The sequence below is a fragment of the Nisaea sp. genome (genome assembly GCF_017640745.1).
Lineage (GTDB): Bacteria > Pseudomonadota > Alphaproteobacteria > Thalassobaculales > Thalassobaculaceae > Nisaea.
This window is the reverse complement of sequence record NZ_JAEPQA010000042.1, coordinates 1-23,369: the sequence shown is the minus strand read 5'-3', so window position 1 is coordinate 23,369 and position 23,369 is coordinate 1. Positions and strand designations below refer to the sequence as shown.

20 protein-coding genes and 3 tRNA genes are annotated in these 23,369 nt (G+C 63.7%); 8 read left to right on the top strand and 15 right to left on the bottom strand.

Annotated features, from left to right (window positions below; genetic code table 11):
* From JJ959_RS20020 to JJ959_RS20005, 4 genes are all read right to left on the bottom strand, one after another.
* Positions 1 to 669, bottom strand: a 669-nt coding sequence (locus tag JJ959_RS20020; protein ID WP_292887850.1) for a 5-oxoprolinase subunit PxpA, incomplete at its 3' end; no start/stop codon positions are given.
* A 35-nt stretch (positions 670 to 704) separates the two neighbouring features.
* Positions 705 to 1,337: a DUF2459 domain-containing protein gene (locus JJ959_RS20015; protein ID WP_292887848.1), complete on the bottom strand. Its 633-nt coding sequence runs from the start codon at positions 1,335 to 1,337 to the stop codon at positions 705 to 707.
* Positions 1,338 to 1,412: 75 nt separating this feature from the next.
* Positions 1,413 to 4,076, bottom strand: coding sequence for a bifunctional acetate--CoA ligase family protein/GNAT family N-acetyltransferase (locus JJ959_RS20010; RefSeq protein WP_292887845.1), 2,664 nt, complete (start codon positions 4,074 to 4,076; stop codon positions 1,413 to 1,415).
* A gap of 104 nt (positions 4,077 to 4,180) precedes the next feature.
* The gene (locus tag JJ959_RS20005; protein ID WP_292887843.1) at positions 4,181 to 4,888 is read right to left on the bottom strand and encodes a Crp/Fnr family transcriptional regulator; all 708 of its coding nucleotides are present in this window, start codon (positions 4,886 to 4,888) and stop codon (positions 4,181 to 4,183) included.
* A gap of 639 nt (positions 4,889 to 5,527) precedes the next feature.
* Between JJ959_RS20005 and JJ959_RS20000 the strand changes: the two genes are divergently transcribed.
* The 3 genes from JJ959_RS20000 (at position 5,528) to JJ959_RS19990 (ending at position 7,955) form a co-directional block, all read left to right on the top strand.
* Positions 5,528 to 5,734, top strand: a complete 207-nt coding sequence (locus JJ959_RS20000; RefSeq protein ID WP_366817097.1) for a cold-shock protein — start codon at positions 5,528 to 5,530, stop codon at positions 5,732 to 5,734.
* Positions 5,735 to 6,099: 365 nt separating this feature from the next.
* On the top strand, positions 6,100 to 7,191 hold the full coding sequence (locus JJ959_RS19995; RefSeq protein ID WP_292887837.1) for a BMP family ABC transporter substrate-binding protein: 1,092 nt from the start codon (positions 6,100 to 6,102) through the stop codon (positions 7,189 to 7,191).
* Between the two features lie 77 nt (positions 7,192 to 7,268).
* Positions 7,269 to 7,955, top strand: coding sequence for an RluA family pseudouridine synthase (locus tag JJ959_RS19990; RefSeq protein WP_292887834.1), 687 nt, complete (start codon positions 7,269 to 7,271; stop codon positions 7,953 to 7,955).
* On the opposite strand, the gene JJ959_RS19985 is transcribed toward JJ959_RS19990, so the two are convergent.
* Complete coding sequence (locus JJ959_RS19985; RefSeq protein WP_292887831.1) at positions 7,952 to 8,647, bottom strand: HAD family hydrolase; 696 nt, start codon at positions 8,645 to 8,647, stop codon at positions 7,952 to 7,954. The two genes, JJ959_RS19990 and JJ959_RS19985, sit on opposite strands and share 4 nt — an antisense overlap.
* A gap of 5 nt (positions 8,648 to 8,652) precedes the next feature.
* Positions 8,653 to 9,561 carry a LysR substrate-binding domain-containing protein gene (locus JJ959_RS19980; RefSeq protein WP_292887828.1) on the bottom strand — a complete coding sequence of 303 codons (909 nt, stop codon included), beginning with the start codon at positions 9,559 to 9,561 and terminating at the stop codon, positions 8,653 to 8,655.
* 135 nt (positions 9,562 to 9,696) lie between these two features.
* On the opposite strand from JJ959_RS19980, the gene JJ959_RS19975 reads away from it, so the two are divergent.
* From JJ959_RS19975 to JJ959_RS19965, 3 genes are all read left to right on the top strand, one after another.
* Positions 9,697 to 10,245: a carboxymuconolactone decarboxylase family protein gene (locus tag JJ959_RS19975; RefSeq protein ID WP_292887825.1), complete on the top strand. Its 549-nt coding sequence runs from the start codon at positions 9,697 to 9,699 to the stop codon at positions 10,243 to 10,245.
* Between the two features lie 64 nt (positions 10,246 to 10,309).
* Complete coding sequence (locus JJ959_RS19970) at positions 10,310 to 10,933, top strand: pyridoxamine 5'-phosphate oxidase family protein (RefSeq protein ID WP_292887822.1); 624 nt, start codon at positions 10,310 to 10,312, stop codon at positions 10,931 to 10,933.
* Complete coding sequence (locus JJ959_RS19965; RefSeq protein ID WP_292887819.1) at positions 10,927 to 11,433, top strand: HPP family protein; 507 nt, start codon at positions 10,927 to 10,929, stop codon at positions 11,431 to 11,433. The genes JJ959_RS19970 and JJ959_RS19965 overlap by 7 nt, the downstream gene beginning before the upstream one ends.
* A gap of 4 nt (positions 11,434 to 11,437) precedes the next feature.
* On the opposite strand, the gene ggt is transcribed toward JJ959_RS19965, so the two are convergent.
* The 5 genes from ggt to JJ959_RS19940 all read right to left on the bottom strand — a co-directional run bounded on the left by ggt (position 11,438) and on the right by JJ959_RS19940 (position 14,593).
* Positions 11,438 to 13,174: a gamma-glutamyltransferase gene (ggt, locus tag JJ959_RS19960; protein ID WP_292887816.1), complete on the bottom strand. Its 1,737-nt coding sequence runs from the start codon at positions 13,172 to 13,174 to the stop codon at positions 11,438 to 11,440.
* A 61-nt stretch (positions 13,175 to 13,235) separates the two neighbouring features.
* Positions 13,236 to 13,311: transfer RNA gene (locus JJ959_RS19955), tRNA-Glu, on the bottom strand.
* Positions 13,312 to 13,362: 51 nt separating this feature from the next.
* Positions 13,363 to 14,340, bottom strand: a complete 978-nt coding sequence (locus JJ959_RS19950; protein ID WP_292887813.1) for a hypothetical protein — start codon at positions 14,338 to 14,340, stop codon at positions 13,363 to 13,365.
* Between the two features lie 52 nt (positions 14,341 to 14,392).
* Positions 14,393 to 14,468: transfer RNA gene (locus JJ959_RS19945), tRNA-Glu, on the bottom strand.
* Positions 14,469 to 14,517: 49 nt separating this feature from the next.
* Positions 14,518 to 14,593 (bottom strand) — tRNA-Glu (locus JJ959_RS19940).
* A 184-nt stretch (positions 14,594 to 14,777) separates the two neighbouring features.
* Here JJ959_RS19940 and JJ959_RS19935 point away from each other — a divergent pair.
* Complete coding sequence (locus tag JJ959_RS19935; protein WP_292887810.1) at positions 14,778 to 15,836, top strand: cyclase family protein; 1,059 nt, start codon at positions 14,778 to 14,780, stop codon at positions 15,834 to 15,836.
* A 70-nt stretch (positions 15,837 to 15,906) separates the two neighbouring features.
* Here JJ959_RS19935 and recJ read toward each other — a convergent pair whose 3' ends face one another.
* The 4 genes from recJ to JJ959_RS19915 all read right to left on the bottom strand — a co-directional run bounded on the left by recJ (position 15,907) and on the right by JJ959_RS19915 (position 21,432).
* Positions 15,907 to 17,691: a single-stranded-DNA-specific exonuclease RecJ gene (recJ, locus tag JJ959_RS19930; protein WP_292887853.1), complete on the bottom strand. Its 1,785-nt coding sequence runs from the start codon at positions 17,689 to 17,691 to the stop codon at positions 15,907 to 15,909.
* Positions 17,688 to 18,692 carry a class II fructose-bisphosphatase gene (gene glpX, locus JJ959_RS19925; RefSeq protein ID WP_292887807.1) on the bottom strand — a complete coding sequence of 335 codons (1,005 nt, stop codon included), beginning with the start codon at positions 18,690 to 18,692 and terminating at the stop codon, positions 17,688 to 17,690. The genes recJ and glpX overlap by 4 nt, the downstream gene beginning before the upstream one ends.
* Before the next feature lie 63 nt (positions 18,693 to 18,755).
* Positions 18,756 to 20,045: a homoserine dehydrogenase gene (locus JJ959_RS19920; protein ID WP_292887804.1), complete on the bottom strand. Its 1,290-nt coding sequence runs from the start codon at positions 20,043 to 20,045 to the stop codon at positions 18,756 to 18,758.
* A gap of 130 nt (positions 20,046 to 20,175) precedes the next feature.
* Positions 20,176 to 21,432 carry an OmpA family protein gene (locus JJ959_RS19915; protein ID WP_292887801.1) on the bottom strand — a complete coding sequence of 419 codons (1,257 nt, stop codon included), beginning with the start codon at positions 21,430 to 21,432 and terminating at the stop codon, positions 20,176 to 20,178.
* 206 nt (positions 21,433 to 21,638) lie between these two features.
* Here JJ959_RS19915 and phaC point away from each other — a divergent pair.
* A partial coding sequence (gene phaC, locus JJ959_RS19910; protein ID WP_292887798.1) for a class I poly(R)-hydroxyalkanoic acid synthase occupies positions 21,639 to 23,369 on the top strand: 1,731 nt, incomplete at its 3' end.

Genomic DNA, 23,369 nt, shown 5'->3' with positions numbered 1-23,369 from the left:
GACGCAGATCGTGTCGATCCGCCCCTCGATGCGTCCGCCGTCCTGCGTCAGCACGGCGCCCGCCTCGATCATGCGCAGCACGTTCTCCGCCGCCTCGTCCGCGTCGTGGATGGTCGCGCCGGGCTGGCTCCGCGGCACGAGATTGCCGTTCGCCTGGTAGGCCCGGTCCGCATAGATTTCCCGCGCCATCCTGAGCCCGACCTTCTCGCCCGCCCGTTCCGTCGCCATTCCGGGCATGACGACATAGATGAGGTCCGGGTCGACCGCCTTCGCCGCCTTCGCGATCGCCAGCGCGACCTCGTCGTCCTCCGCCGCGACATTGCCGAGCGCGCCGTGGCTCTTCACATGGGTGACCTTTGCGCCTTCCAGCGCCGCCAGCCCCATCAGGGCACCGATCTGGTAGGCCGCCATTTTCTCCAGATCGTGCAGGCTGTCGCCCTGGATGCGCCGGCGTCCGAAGCCCCAGAGATCGAGATAGCCCGGATGCGCGCCGATCCCGACGCCGCCGTCGCGCGCCCGGATCACCGTCTCGCGCATCACGTTCGGATCGCCCGCATGAAAGCCGCAGGCGACGTTTGCGCTGGAGACGATCCCCAGCATTTCCGCGTCCGCGCCGAGCTCGTAGGTGCCCCAGCTTTCGCCCAGATCCGAATTGAGATCGACCTGCATGATATGTCCCGAAGAAGCGAATTGATCGCTCAAGACTAGCGCCGGGCGAGCGCCGCCCGCAATGCGTCCATCACGCCTTCGGCCCGGATGATACCGTCCGGCTCAATCTCGAGGCCCGCCTCGGCAAGGCCGCGCGCCACCCAGCTGTTGCAGGTATTGGCGAGACTGAAGCTGCCGAGCGCGTCGAAGAAGAGACTGGCCGGATAGAGCCCGTGTCCGGCCGGCTCCAGCGTCGCGCCGTCCGCGCCGCGCTTGAAGCCGCTGCCGATGTAGGCTTGCAGATGCCGGTGTTCGGCCTCGCTCAGGCCGACGGACACCACCTCGGAGGAGGTAAAATAATCCGCCGGCTCCGGAAGCATCCCAACCAGATGCATCACCGAACCGTTGCCGCCAAAGGCCGCCGAGAGATAGACGGAAAGGTCAGGATCCGGGGTGCGGTAGAACTCCGCGTCGCCCCAGCCGAACTCGATCCAGGAGAAATTGACGAAATAGCGCGCTTCGGGAATCAGCGCTGGGTCGATATCGGCGACTTTCAGGGCAATGCCGGTATGCCAGCCGATATTGACGATGGCGATCTCGCGCTCAGCGGCGCCCGCCGGACGCAGGGCAATGAGCAACAACATGGCCGCCGCGGCAAGTCCGTGACGCCAGTCCCTTGCTCTCCTCATCGCGCCCTCTCCCGGCCATCCGCTCCGAAGCGTCGATGGTAATTATGCAAAGAACGAGACGAGAATCGGGCAGCTCTATCTGGCGATGTCCAGCGTGACGAGACGGGTGCCGACATCGTCCGGCGAGGCGGTCTCTGTGAAGCCGAGATCGCGGCAGAGCGCGAGCATGCCCTTGTTCTCGGCCATGACGTAGCCGATCATTTTCTTCAGCCCGCGCGAATGGGCATGCCGGATCAGGTCGCCCATCAGGCGGCGGCCGAGCCCCTGGCCTTGCTGGTCGGTGCGCACCAGCGCAGCGAACTCGCAGGTCTCGAAATGCGGATCGGCGGTCAGGCGCGCCACGCCCAGAATCTCGCCATGACTTTCCGCCACCAGCGCCATCTCCCGGTCGTAGTCGATCTGCGTCAGGCGCGCCGCGGTCTCGTGGGGCAGCGTCTTGATCGGCGCGAAGAAGCGGCGGCGCAGGTCGTCGAGCGAACTTTTCTCGATCAGTTGCAGCAGCGCCGGCTCGTCCTCCGGCCGGATCGGGCGGACATTGAGCGCGAGGCCGCTGTCGAGGCTGATATGGCGCTCCAGATGCTTCGGATAGGGCTCGATGGCGACCGGCACCGCGTCCTCAGCCTTCTGCACCCGGACCCGCGCGTCGAGCGCGAGGATGCCGCGGTCGTTGATATAGAGCGGGTTGACGTCGAGCTCCCGGATCTCGGGGAAATCCATCGCGATCTGCGAGAGCTTGACCAATGCCGAGACCAGTTCCTCGACGGCGGCCGGCGGGCGGTTGCGGTAGCCCTGCAGCAGCGACCAGACCCTCGTGCGCTGCACCAGGTCCTGCGCCAGCGGGATGTTGAGCGGCGGCAGCGCGACGGAGCTGTCCTTCGCGACCTCGACCTCGACGCCGCCCTTGCCGAACAGGATGACCGGACCGAAGATCTCGTCCGTCGAAATGCCGATGATCAGTTCCTCGGCATGCGGCATGGTGGCCATGCGCTGCACCGCAAACCCTTCGATCCGCGCCTCCGGATTGACGTTCCTGACCGTCCGCAGCATCTCGTCGGCCGCGTTCACCACCTGCTGACGGCCCGTCAGATCGAGCCGGACACCGCCGACATCGCTCTTGTGGGTGATGTCGTGGCTGAGGATCTTCAGCACCACGTGATTGCCGAGTTCGACGGCGGCGAGCCCCGCCTCTTCCGGGTCCTTCGCGATCAGCGTCTCGACCACGGGAATGCCGTAGCAATCCAGCAGGTCCTTCGCTTCCGGCTCGCTCAGCCACTCACGCTCCTCGGCCAGCGCCCGGTTGATGATCGCCCGCGCCTTCTCCGTCTCCGGATGATAGCCTTCCGGCAGAGAGGGTGGGGTTTGCATCAGCAGGTCGCGGCGGCGCTTGTAACGCACCAGGTGCATGAAGCCGGTCACCGCCTGGTTCGGCGTGTTGTAGGACGGCACGGACGCGGCGTAGAAGGCCTTCTTCGCCTCCTCCTGCGCCCCCTCGCCGACCCAGTTCGTCAGGATCGGCACCCTGGGCTTCTTCGCGATGACCGCCCGGACCTTTTCCGCCGCCATCACACTGTCGGCGATCGCGGTCGGACAGTTCAGCACCAGCACCGCGTCGACATTGGGATCCTTCACCACCTCCTCGAGCGCCGCCTCGTAGCGCTCCGGCGGGGCGTCGCCGATGATGTCTATCGGATTGCCGCGCGACCAGGTGTGGGGAAGCTTCGCATTGAGCGCCTCGACCGTTTCCGGCGCCAGTTCCGCCAGCCGGCCGCCCTGCTCGATCAGCGTTTCCGTCGCCAGCACGCCGAGCCCGCCGCCGTTTGTGACGATGGCAAGCCGGTCGCTCGCCGCCTTCAGGCCGGTGCCGAGCGTGTTCACCGCGTCGAACAGCTCCAAGAGATCGTACACCCGGAGGATGCCGGCACGCCGGAAGGCGGCGTGATAGACCTCATCGGAGCCGGCAAGCGCGCCGGTATGCGAGGCCGCCGCCTTCGCGGCCGCGGCGTTGCGGCCCGACTTGATCGCGATCACCGGCTTGTTGCGCGCCGCCGCCCGCGCCGCGGACATGAACTTGCGCGGACTGCTGATGGACTCGATATAGAGCAGGATCGCCTTGGTGTTCGGATCGGCGACGAGATAGTCCAGCATGTCGCCGAAATCGACGTCGGTCATGTTGCCGAGCGAGACCACGTGGCTGAAGCCGATATTGTGATGCGCCGCATGGTCGACCACGGCGGAGGCGACGGCCCCGCTCTGGGTCACGAAGGCAAGGTTCCCGGCAGGCGGCTGGATGTGGAGGAACGAGGCATTGAGACCGATCGGCGGTACCATGATGCCGACGCAGTTGGGACCGACGACGCGCAGCGGATATTGCGCCTTGATGCGCTTTATCTCCTGCGCGAGATCCGCGCCCTCGCCGTCCGCCTCACCGAAGCCCGCGGTCACGACGACCGCCGCCCGCGTGCCGTTTGCCGCGAGCTCCTCGAGAACCGTCGGTACGGTGGCCGCCGGCGTGCAGATCACGGCAAGATCGGGCACCATCGGCAGCGAGCCTATGCTGCGATAACAGAGCGTCGATCCAATGGCGTTCTCGTGAGGATTTACCGGCAGCACCGGCCCGTTGAAGGTATCGCCGAGAAGGTTGCGCGAAAGCACCTTTCCGACCGACTGATCCCGGTTGCTCGCCCCGATGATCGCGACCGATTTCGGGTTAAAGAGCTTGTCCAGGTTCCTGATAGACATTGCGGGACCTCGTTATGCTGCATTGCAACACGGTAACCTTAGCCCGGGAATGTGTCAGTTCGAATATGCTTCACGACTAAAATGTCGCACTGCAGCAATTGCGATCAGGAGCCTTCCCGTCCTGCCCGGGCATCGTCGACCATGCGCTTCAGTTCCGCGAGGTCCTTTACGACATAGGCGCCGCGCGTGCGCTCCAACAGGTCGCTGCGCTCCAGCGCCTTCAACTCCCGCGTCACCGCCTCGCGATGCGTACTGATCCGGGCTGCGATCTCGGCATGGGTCGGCGGCGGCGATATCCGGCCGGTATTCTCGACGATCCGCCCGGCCCGCGCCAGTCGCAGAAGTTCGGCATGGATCCGGTTCCTGACCCCGAGGGTACTGAACTCGACAACGCGTTCGACCAGATTGCGCAGCGAGCCGACCATCCGCCGCATCACCGTCTGCGACAGTTCAGGAAACTCCATCAGAAGATCGCGGAAGGCTTCCGCCGGCAGAACCGCCACCACCGTGCGGCTCATGGCGACGATGCTGGCGGACCGTCGCCCGCCGTCGATCGCCGAGAACTCCCCGAAATGATGGCCGGTCTTTAGGTCCTGAATGATCACGGTCTTGCCTGTTTCCGAGAATACCGTGACCCGGACATCGCCCCAGATGATGAAATAGACGTCCGTCGATTCATCGTCGAGATTGATGATGACCTGATCGGCCTCGAAATTTCGCCAGCGGCATCTCTTGTCGAGATCGGCAATTTTCTCTGGCGGCAGATCCTGCAGCAATGTGCTTGCCGCAAGGCTGCGATTGATCGTCGACACCGGAATCCCCCCGCACAGCTGAACCGGGCCACGCCCCAGCAACCCGACCGGGCCAGCCGGAGCGACCCGATCTGCTATCTTGCAAGAGGAGCGCACACTTCACAACCGGATAGCGAAACCCGGCTTTCAACGCAGCGACGCGCAATGGCCCGATTCAGAGAATCCCTTCGTGCGGATTCCCACAGCGATTGCGCGAAAACATCCCTATCTACTTATCATCAGGAGGACGGGCTCAGAGACATCGTCGAGATAACGTTTCCCCGCGTTGACGATCACCGGCCCTCCATTCCGGTATGAGATTCATACCCCTGAGAGTCAGAGTACGGCCGCGCCATCTAAGGAACGATCAGGGTATTCCCCGCCTCCCTCATCGTTCCGGCGCGGTCATTTTTCTTCAGCTTTCCGCCAATCCTGCCGCCATGACGCCGACAGCCCCAGGCGAGCGAAAGCGATTTTTTTTAATCACACCTTCACTTGCCGCCCCGGCGGAGCGCCCCTATTTCATTAATAGCCGATAGACGACTTTATTCATGGAGTGCTACCGCCGGCCTGCGCAGGGCGTTTCTCCTAAAGCGTGTCTGAAGCTGCTTTTTGCAATTTTTTTAAGTAGAGTGCGGTGAGTGAGGAGAGGTGTCCCAAATGCCGACGGGTACAGTGAAGTTCTTCAAGACGGACAAGGGGTACGGGTTCATCACGCCGGAAGACGGTTCGCGTGATGTTTTCGTGCATGTGTCAGCGGTCCAGAATTCGGGTCTTGCCACCATTTCCGAGGGTCAGAAATTGAACTTCGAGGTGCAGGAAGACGCGCGGGGACCGAAAGCGGTCAACCTTTCGATCGCCGACTGACCTTCTTCGGCTAGCCCAGGCATCAGGTCCGGGCGGTGCGCCTGCTGTTCGCGGGCCGAAAGTGTGCGTTCGCGGCTTTGTCAGACAGAGCCGCATAGGGCCTTTATTCCCGCTCGCGGATCCGGTGCTTCGACTCCGATTTCCCCCAGGTGCATTTTTGCGCCCTCAATGCCTCGAACGCGCTTCACAGAACAATCCTGAATTGTCATATTTGCCCGCTGTCCGGGCGGTGTGCCGCCGCGGGCATTCAGGCGGCGCGGCAATACGTGCCCGCAGCCGTTTCGGGAGGTACACCCCGCGGGCTTAGAAGGCCGGACGCAAACCGGCGCTGCTCGCAAGAGGCTTCACCAATTCAGGAGAACTCAATGATAAAAAACATCATGCGCGCCCTTCTCGGCGGAGCCGGTATGGCGGCGGTGCTGGCTGCAGGTGTAGCGTCCCCGGCCGCGAAGGCGGAAGATCTGAAGGTCGGCTTTGTCTATGTCGGCCCTGTCGGAGACCACGGCTGGACCTACCGGCACGACATCGGTCGCCAGGCGATCGAAAAGGAACTCGCCGGCAAGGTGACCACGAGCTTCGTCGAGAATGTTCAGGAAGGCCCGGACGCCGAGCGCGTCATACGTCAGCTCGCGAGTGACGGTCACAAGCTGATCTTCACCACCTCCTTCGGCTTCATGAATCCGACCGTCAAGGTCGCCAAGAAGTTCCCGGACGTGAAGTTCGAGCATGCGACGGGCTACAAGCGCGACGACAACGTCTCGACCTATGCCGCCCGTTTCTATGAGGGCCGCTATGTCGCGGGCCTGATCGCGGGCAAGATGACCAAGTCCGGCGTGATCGGCTATGTCGGCTCCTTCCCGATTCCGGAAGTCGTGCGCGGCATCAACGCCTTCACCATCGCGCTCCGTTCGGTCAACCCGACCGCCGAAGTGAAGGTTGTCTGGGTGAATTCCTGGTACGATCCGGCCAAGGAAGGCGACGCCGCCAAGGCCCTCATCGACCAGGGTGCGGATATCATTCTGCAGCACACCGACTCCCCGGCCCCGCTGCAGGTCGCCGAGGCCCGTGGCGTCCATGGTTTCGGTCAGGCTTCCGACATGGCGAAGTTCGCGCCGAAGGCCCAGCTTTCCGCGATCATCGACAATTGGGACTTCTATTACGTCGCCCGCGCCAAGGCGGTTCTCGACGGCACCTGGAAGTCCGAGGACACCTGGGGCGGCATCAAGTCCGGCATGGTCGAGATGGCGCCGTTCAACTCCGTCATTCCGGCGGACGTGCAGAAACTAGCCAACGACGCGATCGAGGGCCAGAAGAACGGCTCGGTCTTTGCCTTTACAGGTCCGATCAAGGATCAGAGCGGTGCCGTGAAGGTTGCGGCCGGCGAGAAGCTGGATGATGGCGCGCTGCTCGGTATGGACTGGTATGTCGAGGGCGTTCAGGGCTCGCTGCCGAAGTAATTCGCCCGAGCGAAACATGGAAGAGACGGCCCCGCCCGATCCCGGAGCGGGGCCGTTTCAATTGTGAGGTTCGAGAGATGACGCCAGAGGAGATCCAGAACCGGGTTCTGCACCGCGACGGCCTGATCCTCGTGGTGGACAAACCGGCCGGCCTTCCAGTCCATGGAGGTCCCGGCGGCGGCGACAATCTCGAGGCTCATTTCAGGCATCTGCAATACGGCCTGAGACACGTTCCTGCTCTGGGTCATAGGCTCGATCGCGACACCAGCGGCTGCCTGGTTCTCGGCCGTCATCCCAAGGCGCTGAAGAAGCTCGGAAAACTGTTTCGCGAGGGTCTGGTCGAGAAAACCTACTGGGCGCTCACCCGAAAAGCGCCAGAGCAGCGCGAAGGACGGATAGACCTGGCGCTCAGAAAGATCTCCGACAAGGGCAAGGGCTGGCGCATGCTCGTCGATCCGGCGGGCCAGGCCAGCATCACGGACTACCGCGTACTGGCGGAGACGGACGGACTGTGTCTGATCGAATGCCACCCCCGGACCGGCCGCACACACCAGATTCGCGTCCATCTCGCCGCCCTCGGCTGCCCGATCATTGGCGATGCCGCCTATGGCGAACGCCGTCCGGGCGAACAGCTCCAGCTGCACTCCCGAAGCCTCACACTGCCGATGCAGCAGAGCAAGCCGCCGGTCCATGTGGAAGCGCCGGCGCCGGAGCATATGGCACCATACCTTGAAGAGCTTGGCGTCAACGGCGGAGCGGCCTAGCCGATCCGGGAAACCAGCTCCGGAATCTCCCCGAGGTGCGCGAGCTTGCGGAAGCGCGGCGCTTCGAGCGGCTCCTCCGCATGTTCCAGATCCCATTGCACCTCATGCGGGACATGCACGCCCCAGCTTCCGGCCTCGATCGCCGGCACGACGTCGGACTTGAGGGAATTCCCCACCATCATCGCCTGCGCCGGACCATCGCCATATTCGGTGAAGATTCGCTGATAGGTTCCGACAGTCTTGTCGCTGACGATCTCGATACCATCGAACAGTTCGCCGAGCCCTGAGGCCGCGAGCTTCCGCTCCTGGTCGAAGAGATCGCCCTTGGTAATCAGGATCATGCGGTAGGACGGCGCCAGAAGCGCCAGCGTCTCACGCACATGCGGCAGGGTTTCGACCGGATGGTCATGCATCTCCCGACCGGCGGCGAGGATCTTCTCGATCACATGAGCCGGGACACGCTCTTCCGTCACTTCGATGGCGGTCTCCACCATCGACAAGGTGAAGCCCTTGATGCCGAATCCGTAGATCCTGAGATTGCGCCGCTCCGCCGCCAAGAGGCGCTCTGAGAGATGATCCGGGTCGGCGAAGTCCGCCAAGAGCTCGGTGAAGCGCTCCTGCGTCAGTTTGAAGAATCGCTCGTTCTCCCAGAGCGTGTCGTCGGCATCGAAGCCGAGTGTCGTCAGTTTCATTTGCCTTATCCCTGCCGCCGCAGAATCTCGTTCCGACGCAACTCCTCAACCATGAAATCAACAAAGGCGCGCACTTTCGCCGAGGCGATACGGCCTTCCGGATGCACCACATGGACCGGAACCGGAGCCGGCCGGAACTCGTCGAGCACGGTCCGCAGCGTGCCCTGGGCCTCGCTCGGTGCCACCTGATAGGAAAGCAGCCGCGATATTCCCCAGCCCGCCCGCATGAGTTCAAGGATTGCGTCGTTGGTATTGAGCGCCAGCCGCGTCGGGGCCTCGACCAGAAGATCGCGCCCGTCCTCCCGGAACGTCCAGGCGATCCTGCCACCGAAGGCCAGCGGGTTGATGAGACGATGGTTCGCCAGATCACGAGGATGCGCAGGCACTCCATGCTCCTCGAAATAGGCGGGCGCACCGGCAACGACACGGCAGACGCTTCCGACCCGGATGGCAGTCAGGGAGGAGTCCGGCAGTTCCCCGATCCGGATCGCCACGTCCAGCCCCTCCTCGATGACATTCACTACCCGGTCGACAAAAAGCGTCTCTGCCGTCACCTCTTCGTGTTCGCTGAGAAAAGTGCCGAGCAGCGGGGCGACGACGTAGCAGCCGAACAGAGCGGGCGCCGTCACCCTCAGATGCCCGCGCGGGATCCGCCGGGCTCCTCGGGCCAGATCCTCGGCCTCCTCCAGCTGGGAAAGCACCGAACGGCCGTCCGCCAGCAGACGCTGCCCACTTTCGGTCAGACGCACGGTCCTGGTGGTGCGTACGAGCAACCGAGACTGAAGTCGCTCCTCGAGTGCCGAGACAGCACGCGTGACCGCTGGCGGCGACATTGACAATGCGCGTGCCGCGGCCGCAAACCCGCCTTCCTCGGCGACTTTCACAAAGACCTGCAATTCGCGAAACCGATCCATTCTTTATTCCACTTACTGGAATGGTTTCTTCCAACTTACACGCATTCATTCGGCAGGCGAAAGCATCCATCTATCCGGTGCCGGGCGACGACGACCCTTTTCCCCTCACCCCGCCCGCTCAGAAAGGACCAAATCATGGCTCGCATTGCCAAAGTCACCGCCGACACCGCCAACGCCGAACAGACCGCCCTGCTGGACGCCATCAAGGGCAAGCTCGGCATGGTCCCGAACTTCCTTGCCGTTCTGGCACAGTCTCCGGTGGCTCTGAATTCCTTCCTCGGCCTGCACGGCGTCGCAGGAGCCGGCGAACTCGACGCCCGGACGCGGGAGCGGATCGCCATCGCCCTCGCCGACGAGAACGCCTGCCAGTACTGCCTGTCCGCACATACTGCGATCGGTCGCAAGACCGGTCTGACCGACGCCGACATGGCGGCGAACCGTGACGGCGGTTCGACCGACGACCGGGCTGCGGCAGCCGTCCGGTTTGCCCTCTCGCTTAACAAAAACAGAGGTGCGCTGACCGCGTCCGAGTTCAATGCCGTGCGCGATGCCGGTTACTCCGATGCCGAGATCGTCGAGATCGTGGTGCATGTCGGCATGAATCTGCTGACCAACATTCTCGCTAAGTCGACCGAGATCGACATCGATTTCCCGAAGGTCGCGCTCACCGCACGCGCCGCCTGAGGATCGGCGGGAGCGGGCATCCCCCCGCCCGCTCCCGCTGCCCTTTCAAAAAAAGGAGAAGGATATGTCCGGCAACTTCGCAGAGATCAGTTTCACCCCTTCGGTGCTGGAGGCGCAGGAACGCTATGGCAGCCGCACCATCTACAGCCGCCTCGACGGAGTACCGGCCGAACCCGCAACGCTCGGCACGATCGAAACCGGCTTCATCGAGGCTCGTGACGGCTTCTACCAGGCCACGGTCTCGGAAACAGGATGGCCCTATGTCCAGTTCAGGGGCGGTCCGGCAGGGTTCCTCAAGGTGCTGGACGACCGAACCATCGGCTATGCCGACTTCCGCGGAAACCGGCAATATCTGAGCGTCGGCAACATCTCCGGCAACGACCGCGTCGCCTTGATCCTGATGGACTACGCCCGGCAACGGCGCCTGAAGATCTGGGCCCGCGCCAGGATTGTGCATCGCGATGAGGCCCCGGAGCTCGTCGCCTCGCTTGAAATGCCCGATTACCGGGCGCGTGTGGAACGGGCCGTTGTGCTGACCGTCGAGGCGTTCGACTGGAACTGCCCGCAACATATCGAGCCCCGCTTCACCGAGGCGGAGATCATGGCGCGCACCCGTCCGCTCGAGGAACGGATCTGTTATCTGGAAGGGATGCTCTCGGGACGGACGGACGGCCATTGCGAATGCTGAAGCTGGTTCGAAAAATGGCGGGTACCGGGCAAAGCCCCAATCCCGCCAGGGCGGTCGTCTCGATCCTTTGCGGCCTTGGCGCGACTCTCGCGATCCTCGTCGTCTCCGGACTGTCCCAGCTTTTCGGAGCGGAGCTAATGATGGCGCCTTTCGGCGCCTCCTGCTTCCTCGCCTTCGCGCTGCCGGAGAGCCCGCTCGCTCAACCCCGGAACATCGTCCTCGGGCATCTCGTGGCAACCGGGGTCGGTCTCGCGATCCTCGCGCTCTTCGGCCCGGGCTGGCCCGCAATGGCCCTCGCGGTTGGACTGGCGGTGGCGGCGATGCAGTGGACTGGGACCGGGCATGCGCCCGCGGGGGCGGACCCGATCGTGGTCTTTCTGCTGCAACCGGGTTTCGGCTTCCTGCTGACGCCAGTGCTTGCCGGAGCGGTCCTGATCGTGATTGTCGCGTTGCTCTTCAACAACCTGCAGCCTGGGCGGCGCTATCCGCTCTATTGGTAACCGATCAGTCGCCTCGCACCGCGCCCTCGCGGCGCGGGTCGGCGCCGCCGAGCAGCAGACCGTCACCGATGCGGATCGCGTGCAATCCGGAATTGAGCGGGGCGACCTTGACCTCGTGTCCCTTGAGTTCAAGCGCAGCCTTCCACGCGGCGACCACGGTATCCTCCTCCAGATCCGTCGCCCCGTTCCGGTTGCTGACATGGCCCATATCGATCGCGTCTTGCGGGCTCATCCCCCAGTCAATCATCCCGATCAGCGCCCAGGCGACATAGGGAATGATCCGGCTTCCGCCCGGGGACCCGATCAGGATCACCGGCTTTCCGTCCTTCAGCACGATGGTCGGCGACATAGAGCTGCGCGGACGCTTGCCGCCCTCGACACGGTTTGCCACCGGGTGTCCGTCCTTTTCGGGCAGGAAGGAGAAATCCGTCATCTCGTTGTTGAGGAGAAAGCCGCCCGCCATCAATCGGCTGCCGAAGCCGGTCTCGATGGTCGTGGTCATGGAGACCGCGTTACCCTCCCCGTCGACGATCACGAAATGGCTGGTGCCCGCACGCTCCGGCTGCAGATCCGGCGCCAGGTCGCCACGTCGCGCAAAGGGAGGGTTGCCGGCCTCAGCCTTTTCCATCGCCGCCCGGGCGCTGATCAGGGCTGCGCGCGCGCGCAGGTAATGTGGATCAAGCAAACCCCGCATCGGCATCTCGACGAAATCGCTGTCCGCCATGTAGAGAGCGCGGTCCGCGAAAGCGAGCTTGGAGGCTTCGGCGAAGAGATGCGCCGCTTCGGGGCCGAACCCGGCCGCTTTCAGATCGAAATGGGACAGCATGCCGAGAATCTGCCCGACCGTAAGGGCTCCGGAACTCGGAGGCCCCATGCCGCAGATTTCGTACTCCCGGTAATCGACGCAGACCGGGGCGCGCTCTTTCGCCCGGTAGGTTGAGAGATCGGCCGCGGTCATCGGATTGGGATTGCCGGGCGTTGTCGCCAGGGCGGCGAGAATCTGCTCCGCGATTTTACCTTTGTAGAACGCGGCAGCGCCGCTGTCGGCAATCGTCTCGAGAGTGTCGGCGAAGTTCGGGTTTCTGAGAATGCTCCCCGCCGCCTTCGGCGTTCCGTCGGGCGCATAGAAGTAGGCCCGAGTCGCATCGTGATCAGGCAAACCGCGATCCGCGGCATCCTCGATCGCGCCAGCGAGTCTGGGCGAAATCTCAAAACCGGCACGGGCTTTCGCGATGGACGGCTGGAAAAGTTCCTTCCACGGCAGGCGCCCATGGGCCTTGTGCACCAACTCCAGCAGCGCGACGGTACCCGGCACGCCGACCGACCCGGCGCCATTCACGGCATCCCAGAACTTTTTCCGCGTCCCGTCCGGTTTCAGGAAATAGTCCGCCCCTGCCGCCGCGGGAGCGGTCTCGCGGCCGTCATAGGTGGTGAGTTTGCCGCTCTTCGCATCCCAGTAGACCAGGAAGGCCCCGCCGCCGATGCCCGAGGATTGCGGTTCCACGAGATTGAGCATCAGCTGCACGGCGACCACTGCATCAATGGCACTGCCGCCCCGTTTCAGGATGTCGTAGCCGACGTCTGCCGCGTGTGGATTGGCGGCAGCGACCATGAAACGCTTCGCCGTCCCGCCGGACTGCGCGGTCAGGCCGCTCGGCCCTTCAGGCTGGATGTCGGCGGCATAAGCGCCGGAGCCGACCGCCATTGCGGCGACCAGAAACAATCCCGCACGCTTCAGCATGGAACCCTCCCCCGTGAGTGGCTCGCTAAAGGTGGTGTCCCAGATCGTGCCGATAAAGTGTTGGTGACCCCTACGGGACTCGAACCCGTGTTTTCGCCGTGAGAGGGCGACGTCCTGGACCGCTAGACGAAGGGGCCGATTGGCCGGAGTGTGTCACGGGTTATCGCCTGGAGCAAGCGGGGCAAGGATCAGCCCAAAATCTCCTGCCAATGCCTCCGGATCACGGCAGGATCGTAGTGCCGGCGGACATGTTTCTGGCCGGCCACAACCTTTTTCCGGTAGAGCTTCGGGCGTTCGAGGATATCCGCCACAGCGGCGCGAAAATCACTTGTGAGCACGCACCAGTCGGACAGTTTCTCGTAGCTTTCGATCTGTCCGGCGACGGCAATGCGGCCGCCGGCCAGTGACGTCACCAGTCTGTTCTCGCTCTTGAACCTGCTCCAGGGTCCGCCGCGTTTCGGGATCAGCACGATATCGGAGCGCCTCATGGCCCGATCGAGCAGTCCAATTTCCCATTGCCTGAAAACAATCGAGAAATGCCGCGTGGCAGCGGCCAGAACCGGTTCATAAGCCCGTCTTTCGCCGCCGACCAGTGTCAGCTCAATCTTGTGCTCCGGCGTCAGCGGCATCAGTGTTTCGACCAGCCCTCCAAGCGAATCGGCATTGCTGTCCGAACCGAACCAGAGAAGACGGACCCTGTTTCCGATGGGAGCGACACGCGGCACACCGTAAGCGCAATCCGGCGGCTCCTTGACCACTTCGACCGGCACGTCGAGGCGGTCCTTCAACTTCCGCGCAAGCCCGTCCGAACTGGTGGTGCAAAGATCGGCTTCGGCCCCGGCGGCAATGGTCGGTCTGAGTTCCGGATAGTCCCAGGGATCGTCGCAAAAGTCGAAAACGATCCGCTTGCCGCGCCGCCGGCAGAACTCGATCAGTTCCGGCATCGGCTTGACGAACTTTCCAAAGAGCACCTGCTCGCTCTCCCGGAAATGACGGTTGGCGAGAATATCCTCTTCGTCCGCTCCGGCGAAGATCACCGGTGCCGTTCCTTCATTGGCAAGCGCATGGTACGCAGGAACCAGGCGCAGCCGGTTTCCCGCGGCGAGAAATACCGGATTCCCTCTGTCGTTCGCTACACGGGCATATGTGACAATGGCCGTACGCATGGCTCCATTGTGCCAAAACACTGTGAGCAATGCCGAGAAATTTTCCGGGAAATGGCGACCCCTACGGGATTCGAACCCGTGCTGCCGCCGTGAAAGGGCGGTGTCCTAGGCCTCTAGACGAAGGGGTCGTCGTGGAGATCGCTTGGATCATCCGATCGCCCGGCGCACCGAGGAAAGTGGCGACCCCTACGGGATTCGAACCCGTGCTGCCGCCGTGAAAGGGCGGTGTCCTAGGCCTCTAGACGAAGGGGTCGTCGTCGAGCGAGGCGTTGGTGTAACCGCTCACCCTTTGGAAATCAAGCCCAGATTTCCCCTTCCCGCATGGCCTGAGAAATCTTTTTTGCGGTTCCTGCAAAAGTCGAAAATAATCATCCGACGGAGCCAAGGCGGTCGCTCCAGTATCTAACGATGCCGCCATAAAAAACCGGGAGGAAATCATGAGAAACCTGACAATCGGCGCGCTGCTTCTGGCAGGCGCGGTGTCGTTCGGTGGAGCCGCCAAGGCGGAATGTACGCCGGAGAACTGGAAGGACTGCGCCGGCAAGCCCTGGGTCGACGGCACCAACATGGAAACGCCGCTCGGCTCCAAATGGTGGCCGAATGCGCTCTGGGGCGCCGACGACGAAGCCGGTTCCACGAACTGGTATACGAAGCCGGAAGTGATCATGCGGGCCATGGCCCAGGTGAAAACCGGCAAGGCTTTCAAGATCGGCCATCCCTATACGGCCGACATGCCGCTCTTCGGCGCGCGCAAGTTCTCGCTGCGCATTCCGGGATCGCCGACCGGCGGTGCCTTCGGCGGCAACCAGGTGATGTGGAACGACGAGTTCCTGGCAACCGAGATCGGCCAGGTCGGCACCCAGTTCGATGGGCTGGGTCATATCGGCGTGAATATCGGCAAGGGCGGCAACAAGAGCGAGATGCGCTGGTATAACGGTGTGACCGCCGAAGAAATGATCACACCTTACGGGCTCGTCAAACTCGGGACCGAGAAGCTGCACCCGATCATCGCCCGCGGCATCCTGCTCGATATCGCCGCCGTCCGCGGCGTCGACTCGATGGCCAAGGGCGAAGAGATCACCATGGCCGATGTTCAGGCCGCGCTGAAAAAGCAAGGCATGGAAGGCTTCCAGTTCGCAGAGGGTGACGCGATCATTTTCCGCACCGGATGGGAAAAGCACTGGGGAAATCCCGCTGTCTATAATGACGGCTGCCCCGGCATCGGCATGGAAGTCGCGCGCTGGATCGCCGAGGACGTGAAAGCCGGCGTTACGGGAGCGGACACCTGGCCGGTAGATGCCGTACCGAACCCTGACCCGGCCTGCGTCTTCTGCGTCCACACCTTCCTGCAGACCCGTCATGGGATCGTCAACCAGGAGAATCTCAAGCTCTCCGAACTGGCCGCGGCTGGCGTCTATCAGTTCGCCTATATCTACTCCCCGACGCCGGTTGCCGGCGCCACGGGATCGATGGGCGCGCCGATCGCGCTCCACTGATCCCTATCAGGCCCACACAATGCGAAACGGCGCCCTCTAGGCGCCGTTTCTATTTCTCATGGGGCCCGAGTCAGCCAACCTCGGCCGCGTCGTCGATCAGAATCTGGACGTCGCTCCGTCCATTCCAGTCATCCGGCCGAAGATGCCCGGCCACATGAATCGGCCGCCCCGAACTCTTCATCAGTGCCGGACCGAGATCGCTTTCCAGCGCCCGGAAGGCGATCCCCTTCACGCGCCGGCCATCCGCTCCGGAAAAGATGCAGCGCACATGGCCGGTTCCGACCTCGCGCACATCGACCACCCTGACGTCGGTCAGCACGAAGCGCGGCTCCGAATTTCCGGCACCAAACGGACCGACCTTCTGGATCGTGTCCGCCAGATCCCGGCTCGCCCCGCCTGCCGCCAGGGGCGCATCAACGGAAAGCGTGGGAACGATCGGCTCGCCTTCGAGTTCGCTGTGGATTCGCTCGCCGAGAAAGCTGCGGAACGCGTCGAGTTTCCCCGCTTCGACAGTGAAACCTGCGGCCATGGCATGCCCGCCGCCGGCAACCAGCAGCCCCGCCTGATGGGCCGCGATGACGGCCGGACCGAGCGAGACGCCCGGGACCGAACGGCCGGACCCCTTGCCGATATTTCCGTCGAGCGCGACAACGCAGGCCGGACGGTCGTAACGCTCCTTGAGGCGACCGGCAACGATGCCGATCACCCCCGGATGCCAGCCCTCGCCCGCAACCACGATCACCGGAAGATCCTGCGGCTGCTCCGCCGCCAGCGCTTCCGCCTCGGCGAGCACCCGGGCCTCGATTTCGCGGCGCTCCGCATTGAAGCGCTCAAGTTCCGCGGCAAGAGTTCCTGCCTCCGCATCCGAGTCCGTCAGCAGCAGGCGCGCACCGAGGTCGCTTTTGCCGACCCGCCCGCCGGCATTGACCCGGGGGCCGAGAACATATCCGAGGTGATAGGGTTCCGGCCGAGCATCGACACCGGCGACGTCGGACAGCGCGACGATGCCCTTGTTGCCGCGCTGGGCCATGACCTTCAGCCCCTGGATCACGAAGGCCCGGTTGAGCCCCTTGAGCGGCACGACGTCGCAGACCGTGCCCAGTGCGACCAGATCCAGCAGATGCAACAGGTTCGGCTCGCGTTTTCCCGAAAAGAATCCGCTTTCCCGCAGCGCGCGATTGAGCGCGACGGTGACCAGGAAGGTGACGCCACATGCCGCCAGATGGCCAAGCGCCCCGTCCTCGTCGATCCGGTTCGGATTGACCACGGCGACGGCCTTCGGCAGCTCCGGTTCCGCCATGTGGTGATCGACGACAATCACCTCGAGACCTGCCGCCGCCGCTTCGCTCAGCGGCTCGTAGGCGGTCACTCCGCAATCGAGCGTCACGACCAGGGTTGCACCCCGTTCCTTCAGCTTGAGGAGCGCCGGCGTGTTGGGGCCGTAGCCTTCCTCGATCCGGTCCGGAACGTGAAGTAAAGGATCCACGCCGATCCAGCGCAGGTAGCGGATCAGGATCGCCGCCGAGGTCGCGCCGTCGACGTCGTAGTCGGAAAAGACCGCGATCCGCTCGCCCTCCCGCACCGCACGGACAAGGCGCGCGATGCAGGTATCCATGTCCCTGAGCACGCCCGGATCGGGCATCAGCGACTTCAGAGTCGGATCGAGGAAGCTTTCAACCTCGTCGAGGCCGATCTGGCGCGCGGCGATCAGCCGGCCGACCAGTTCCGGGAAGCCGAAGCGCTGGGCAATCGCGAGACCGATGCGCTCGGTCTCGGGATCAGTGCCATGCCGTGCGACCCAGCGTTTGCCGGTGAAGGACCGTTCGACGCCAAGGAAGCTTTTCACGGCACTCAGTTCGGGTCGAAACCGGTCTCGGCGGACTTGCGGGTCCAGTCATGATGCGCCTCGATGGTCCGGACCGTACCGGTCTTGGAGCGCATGACGATCGAATGGGTGAAGGCGCCGCCCGGAAACTTCCGTACGCCGCGCAGCATGGTGCCGGTGGTGACGCCGGTGGCGGCGAACATCACGTCGCCGTTGGCGAGATCGAGCAGACCGTATTTGCGGTCGAGATCGGTGATGCCGAGACGGTGCGCCCGGCCTTTCTCATCGTCATTACGGAACAGCAGCCGACCCTGCATCTGGCCGCCGATGCAGCGCAGCGCGGCCGCCGCCAGCACGCCCTCAGGCGCCCCGCCGGAGCCCATATACATATCGACGCCGCTCATCGGCTGCGAGGTCGCGATGACGCCGGAGACGTCGCCGTCGGAGATCAGCATGATGCGCGCGCCGGCGGCACGCACCTGGGCGATCAGCTCGCTGTGGCGCGGACGGTCGAGAATGCAGACCACGAGATCCTCGATCGCCATATTCTTCGCCTTGGCGAGGTTGGTCAGGTTCTCGAGCACGGTATTGTCGAGATCGACCACGCCTTCCGGCAGGTTTCCGCCGACCGCGATCTTGTCCATGTAGACGTCCGGCGCGTTCAGGAAACCACCCTCATTGGCCATGGCGACGACAGCGAGCGCGTTCGGGCCACCCTTCGCGGTGATGGTGGTGCCTTCCAGCGGATCGAGCGCGATGTCGATCTTCGGGCCGCCCTTGCCGACCTTCTCGCCGATATAGAGCATCGGCGCCTCGTCGCGTTCGCCCTCGCCGATCACGACGGTGCCGTCGATATCGAGATTGTTCAGCGCGTTCCGCATGGCATCGACCGCAGCCTGGTCCGCTTCCTTCTCGTCGCCGCGTCCCATCAGGCGCGAAGCGGCAAGCGCCGCCGCCTCCGTCACCCGCACCAGCTCGAGTGCGAGGTTCCGGTCCATGGTCAGGGCGCCCTGGGTTTCCTTGTCGGCCATTGCAGTGTCCTTTGTTCTTCTGTCTCAGTGCGTTCCGTGCCGGGAATCGATCCCGGCAGCGGGCTAAAATTCTTCTATGCGGATCAGTCGCGGCTCTTCCGTCACGGCGTCCAGCCGCGCGAGTTCCTCGATCGAGGCCCTGATCTGGAGTTCCGGCGTCTCGTGCGTGGTGAGAACCAGCGGAACCGGCTCCTCCGGATTGCGCACGCGCTGGATCATCGCCTCGACTGAGACGCCGTGATCCCGGAAGACGGCCGTCACGTCGGCCAGCACGCCCGGGCGGTCGATCACCATCAGACGCAGATAGTAGCAGCTGGAAAGGGCCGAAACGGGGGCCGTACGCGCCGGGGAGAGCTGGCTCGAATGCAGACCGAAGACCGGAACCTTGCGGTTCGCCGCGAGGTCGATCACGTCGGCGAGCACGGCCGAGGCGGTCGGTCCCGCGCCCGCGCCGCGCCCGTAGGAAAGTGTCGTGCCAACGGCGTTGCCCTCGGCGACGACGGCGTTGAAGACGCCCTCGACCTGACCGATCGGCGTATCCGCCTTGACCATGCAGGGATGCACGCGCTGCTGCACGCCGTCCCCGGTTTCCTCGGCGATGCCGAGCAGCTTGATCCGGTAGCCGAGTTCCTCGGCAAAAGAGATGTCGAGCGGCGAGACGTGGCGGATGCCTTCGATATGCACGTTCTCGAAATCAACATGATGGCCGAAGGCCAGCGCCGACAGGATCGCCAGCTTGTGCGCGGCATCGATGCCATCGACGTCGAACGACGGGTCGGCCTCGGCATAACCCAGCCGCTGCGCATCGGCGAGCACGTCCTCAAACGGCCGCCCGGTCTCGCGCATCACCGTCATGATGTAATTGCAGGTGCCGTTAAGGATCCCGTAGATCCGTCCGATACGGTTGCCGGCAAAACCCTCCCGCACCGATTTGATGATCGGGATACCGCCCGCGACCGCCGCTTCGTAGCCGAGCCCGACATCGTGCGTTTCACAGAGGCCTGCGATCTCCGCACCATGATGCGCGATCAGCGCCTTGTTCGCCGTAACCACCGATTTTCCCGAGCGGATCGCGCCCAGCACCAGGTCATAGGCGACCCCTTCGGATCCACCGATCAGCTCCAGGACGCAATCCACATCGTCACGTGCCGCGAGCGCCGCCGCATCCTCGACCCAGTCCACGCCGGAAAGATCGACGCCCCGGTCGCGGCTCCGGTCGCGCGCCGACACCGCGGTGATCACCACCGGCCGGCCTGCCCGGGCGGACAGAAGCTTGGCATCCGTCATCAGAATGCGCGCGGTCTCCGCCCCGACGGTTCCAAGTCCCGCGATCGCCACTCTAAACGGTTGCATGAATGCGTCCCCCTGCCGGAGCTGCCGCCGCCCGGCTTCCACGCCAGCGGTTCCGCCCCGCATCTATATCGAAAAGTCCTTCACGCCCCGGCGTGAAGGACTTGCTTTGTTACCTTGTCCCCTGCGCGGGTCAATAGATGAGATAAATCTCCGCCCGGCGGTTCTCCGCTTCCCCGGCTGGCATGGCCTCGGAGGAGAGCGGCTGGCTGTCGCCAACCGCCAGCACCGAAATGCGTTCGGATGGCGCGCCTGCATTGATCAGGGCCTCGGCCACAGCGTTCGCTCGTTGCAGCGACATCTCGAAATTCACCAGCTTGTGCTCGAACGGATCCATGTTGCGGGTCCGGCTCGAGGCGTGGCCGACGATCTCCACCGACGCATTGTAGTCCCGAATCAAGGGCACCAGCTCGCGGATCACACCCTGATCGGCGCTCGACAGCCTCGCCGAGCCATTGGAGAACCGGATCACGCCCGCCTGATAGGAACCGCCCTGCCCGCCCTGATAATCAGCGAAGGCACCCGGCAGCGCGCTTTCGTCGACGATCACGCTGGGATCGCCGAAATTGAAATCTCCCAACGCCGGCGGTGTCAGCGCCAGATCTCCGGAGCCGGCTTGCGGCATTGCAGCCTCGACCGGAACGGGAGCCGGCTCCGCCGGTGCCGGTACCGAGGCAACCTGGGGGGCTTCGGCCTGCGGCGCTTCCGCTTGAACCGGCTGCTGCGGCGTGCTTGCGTCAGCCGCCGGAACTGTCTCCGCCGGCTCCGTTCCGCTCGAGGACCGCACGGCGCGCTGGCTCACCATATCCGACGGCCCGACCGGGATACCGGTCCGGGTGACCGGATCACCGACCTGCGCATTGGTCACTGCGCGGTCTCCGGCGGAGGTGGGCGCCGGCGCATTCGGCCAGAGGCTAGAACGCGATGCTGTCTGCGCCACCTGGGAGGGCGTTGTTGCCGCCGGCGGAGGAGCGATCTGCCGAGTCGCCTCATCGGTCGAGGTCATGCGGACCGGTTTGATCGGTTCCGGCTCGGGAGCGGCGGCCGGTACCGACGGCTGGGCCGCCGCGTCGCTGACGACGGGCGCCGCCTTGCTGTCGTCATACTGGGCATTCTCACGGTCCGCCACCAATTGCTCACGGATCGCCGCGCGATCGGCGCTCGACGTGTTCGGTGTCGGCTTGTCCGGCACCGAAGCGACATTCGGATAGGTCCCCGTGTCACCGGTCTGAGCGGAATCGTCTTCCTCGAACCAGCTGCCGACGGCCTCGGTCGACTTCTCGTACCATTCCACCGGATTAAGCGCGTCGGGCACCGACGAGCAACCGCCCAACGACAGGGTCAGGGCGGTGGCGAAAAACAAGGCCTGTCTTCGGCGATCTCTATTCATATCCATCTTCCCTCAGAAAGCCGCCCCCAAACATCGACGGCGCAACGGAGTTCGCTGATCTGTCCGCCGTCGGATTTACCATAGAAGATTGGCGAAACACAGTTTCCTATGCGCCAATCGGTCGCCGATTCTTGGATTTGCAACACAACCGCCCTACAACTCATACTGTCCTAGCCGATCGACACCTGCAAAGAGTGGGGAGTGGAATGCCCGAGCCTTCGGAGGAGCACAAGCAAATCGACCCGGTTGAATTCGCCGCCACCATGCAAGACATCGCAGCGCGATCGCAGAAGCTCGTTGCCAATTTCCTCGACAAACAGAAGGAAGAAGGCGGGCTCGCCGATCCGGACCCGATGCATGTGACCGATGCCTTCGTCGCCTTCACCAACCAGCTGATGAACAATCCGGCCAAGGTCGTTCAGGCCCATTTCGACCTCTGGAAAGGCTATATGGACATCTGGAACCGGTCGGCGCAGCGCTGGTTCGGCGGAGAGTCCGAGCCCGCCGTCAAGGCCGACGGCGGCGACCGCCGTTTCCGGGACGAGGCCTGGGAAGAAAATGTCGTCTTCGACTTCATCAAGCAGAGCTATCTGCTGACCTCGCGCTGGACGCAGGATCTGGTCGCCGAGACGGAGGGGCTGGATCCGAAGACCAAGAAGAAGGTCGATTTCTACACCCGGCAGTTCGTCGATGCGATGGCGCCGACGAACTTCGTCATGACCAACCCCGAAGTGCTGCGCACGACGCTGGAGACGAATGGCGACAATCTGGTGCATGGGCTGCAGAACCTGCTGGAGGACCTGGAGCGCGGCAAAGGCAAGCTCGCCATTCGGATGACCGATCCGGAAGCCTTCGAGGTCGGCGGAAATATCGCCACCGCGCCAGGCAAGGTGGTCTACCAGAACGACCTGATGCAGCTGATCCAGTACGAGCCGACCACGGAAGAGGTCTACCGCCGCCCGCTGCTGATCGTTCCGCCGTGGATCAACAAGTTCTACATCCTCGATCTTCGGGAAAAGAACTCCTTCATCCGCTGGGCGGTTTCGCAAGGTTTCACGGTCTTCGTCGTTTCCTGGGTCAACCCGGACGAGCATCTCAGCCGCAAGTCCTTCGACAACTACATGCTCGAGGGTCCGATCGCGGCACTCGGCGCAATCGAGCAGGCGACCGGCGAGAAGGAAGCGAACGTCATCGGCTACTGCATCGGCGGCACGCTGATGGCGGCCACTCTCGCCCACATGGCGGCGAAAGGCGATGACCGGTTCAAGTCGGTCACCTTCTTCACCACGATGGTCGATTTCGAGGAAGCGGGCGAGCTCGGCGTCTTCATCGACGAGGCACAGCTCGCCTCGCTCGAGGAGAAGATGAACAAGCGCGGCTATCTCGACGGCGCCGAGATGGCCAACACCTTCAATATGCTGCGCGCGAACGACCTGATCTGGTCCTTCGTCGTGAACAACTACCTGCTTGGCAAGGACCCGTTTCCGTTCGACCTGCTCTACTGGAACTCGGATTCCACCCGTATGCCGGCCGTCATGCACAGCTTCTATCTGCGCAAGATGTATCAGGAGAACAAGCTGGTCGAGCCGGGCGCGCTCACGCTCGCCGGAACGCCGATCGACCTTACGAAGATCACGACGCCAGCCTTTATCCTATCGACGAAGGAAGATCATATCGCGCCCTGGATGTCGACCTACCGGGCGACCCAGATCTATTCCGGCCCGATCAAGTTCTGCCTAGCGGGCTCCGGACATATCGCTGGCGTGGTCAATCCGCCGGGCGATAAGCCGAAATATGGTTTCTACAGCAACAGCCGGAAGCCCAAGACGCCGGAAAAGTGGCTTGAGGGCGCCACCTATAATGAAGGCTCCTGGTGGCCGGAATGGGCGAAATGGATGTCGCGTCACGGCGGCGGAAAGGTTCCGGCGCGCGTGCCC

Bases quoted from the DNA above. Each gene is read 5' to 3' on its own strand.
- JJ959_RS20010 (WP_292887845.1), bottom strand. From the start codon at position 4,076: ATGTCTATCAGGAACCTGGACAAGCTCTTTAACCCGAAATCGGTCGCG.
- JJ959_RS20000 (WP_366817097.1), top strand. From the start codon at position 5,528: ATGCCGACGGGTACAGTGAAGTTCTTCAAGACGGACAAGGGGTACGGG.
- JJ959_RS20015 (WP_292887848.1), bottom strand. From the start codon at position 1,337: ATGAGGAGAGCAAGGGACTGGCGTCACGGACTTGCCGCGGCGGCCATG.
- JJ959_RS19935 (WP_292887810.1), top strand. From the start codon at position 14,778: ATGAGAAACCTGACAATCGGCGCGCTGCTTCTGGCAGGCGCGGTGTCG.
- JJ959_RS19980 (WP_292887828.1), bottom strand. From the start codon at position 9,561: ATGGATCGGTTTCGCGAATTGCAGGTCTTTGTGAAAGTCGCCGAGGAA.
- JJ959_RS19990 (WP_292887834.1), top strand. From the start codon at position 7,269: ATGACGCCAGAGGAGATCCAGAACCGGGTTCTGCACCGCGACGGCCTG.
- JJ959_RS19965 (WP_292887819.1), top strand. From the start codon at position 10,927: ATGCTGAAGCTGGTTCGAAAAATGGCGGGTACCGGGCAAAGCCCCAAT.
- ggt (WP_292887816.1), bottom strand. From the start codon at position 13,174: ATGCTGAAGCGTGCGGGATTGTTTCTGGTCGCCGCAATGGCGGTCGGC.
- JJ959_RS19920 (WP_292887804.1), bottom strand. From the start codon at position 20,045: ATGCAACCGTTTAGAGTGGCGATCGCGGGACTTGGAACCGTCGGGGCG.
- JJ959_RS19915 (WP_292887801.1), bottom strand. From the start codon at position 21,432: ATGAATAGAGATCGCCGAAGACAGGCCTTGTTTTTCGCCACCGCCCTG.
- JJ959_RS19975 (WP_292887825.1), top strand. From the start codon at position 9,697: ATGGCTCGCATTGCCAAAGTCACCGCCGACACCGCCAACGCCGAACAG.
- JJ959_RS19970 (WP_292887822.1), top strand. From the start codon at position 10,310: ATGTCCGGCAACTTCGCAGAGATCAGTTTCACCCCTTCGGTGCTGGAG.
- glpX (WP_292887807.1), bottom strand. From the start codon at position 18,692: ATGGCCGACAAGGAAACCCAGGGCGCCCTGACCATGGACCGGAACCTC.
- JJ959_RS19950 (WP_292887813.1), bottom strand. From the start codon at position 14,340: ATGCGTACGGCCATTGTCACATATGCCCGTGTAGCGAACGACAGAGGG.
- JJ959_RS19995 (WP_292887837.1), top strand. From the start codon at position 6,100: ATGATAAAAAACATCATGCGCGCCCTTCTCGGCGGAGCCGGTATGGCG.
- JJ959_RS19985 (WP_292887831.1), bottom strand. From the start codon at position 8,647: ATGAAACTGACGACACTCGGCTTCGATGCCGACGACACGCTCTGGGAG.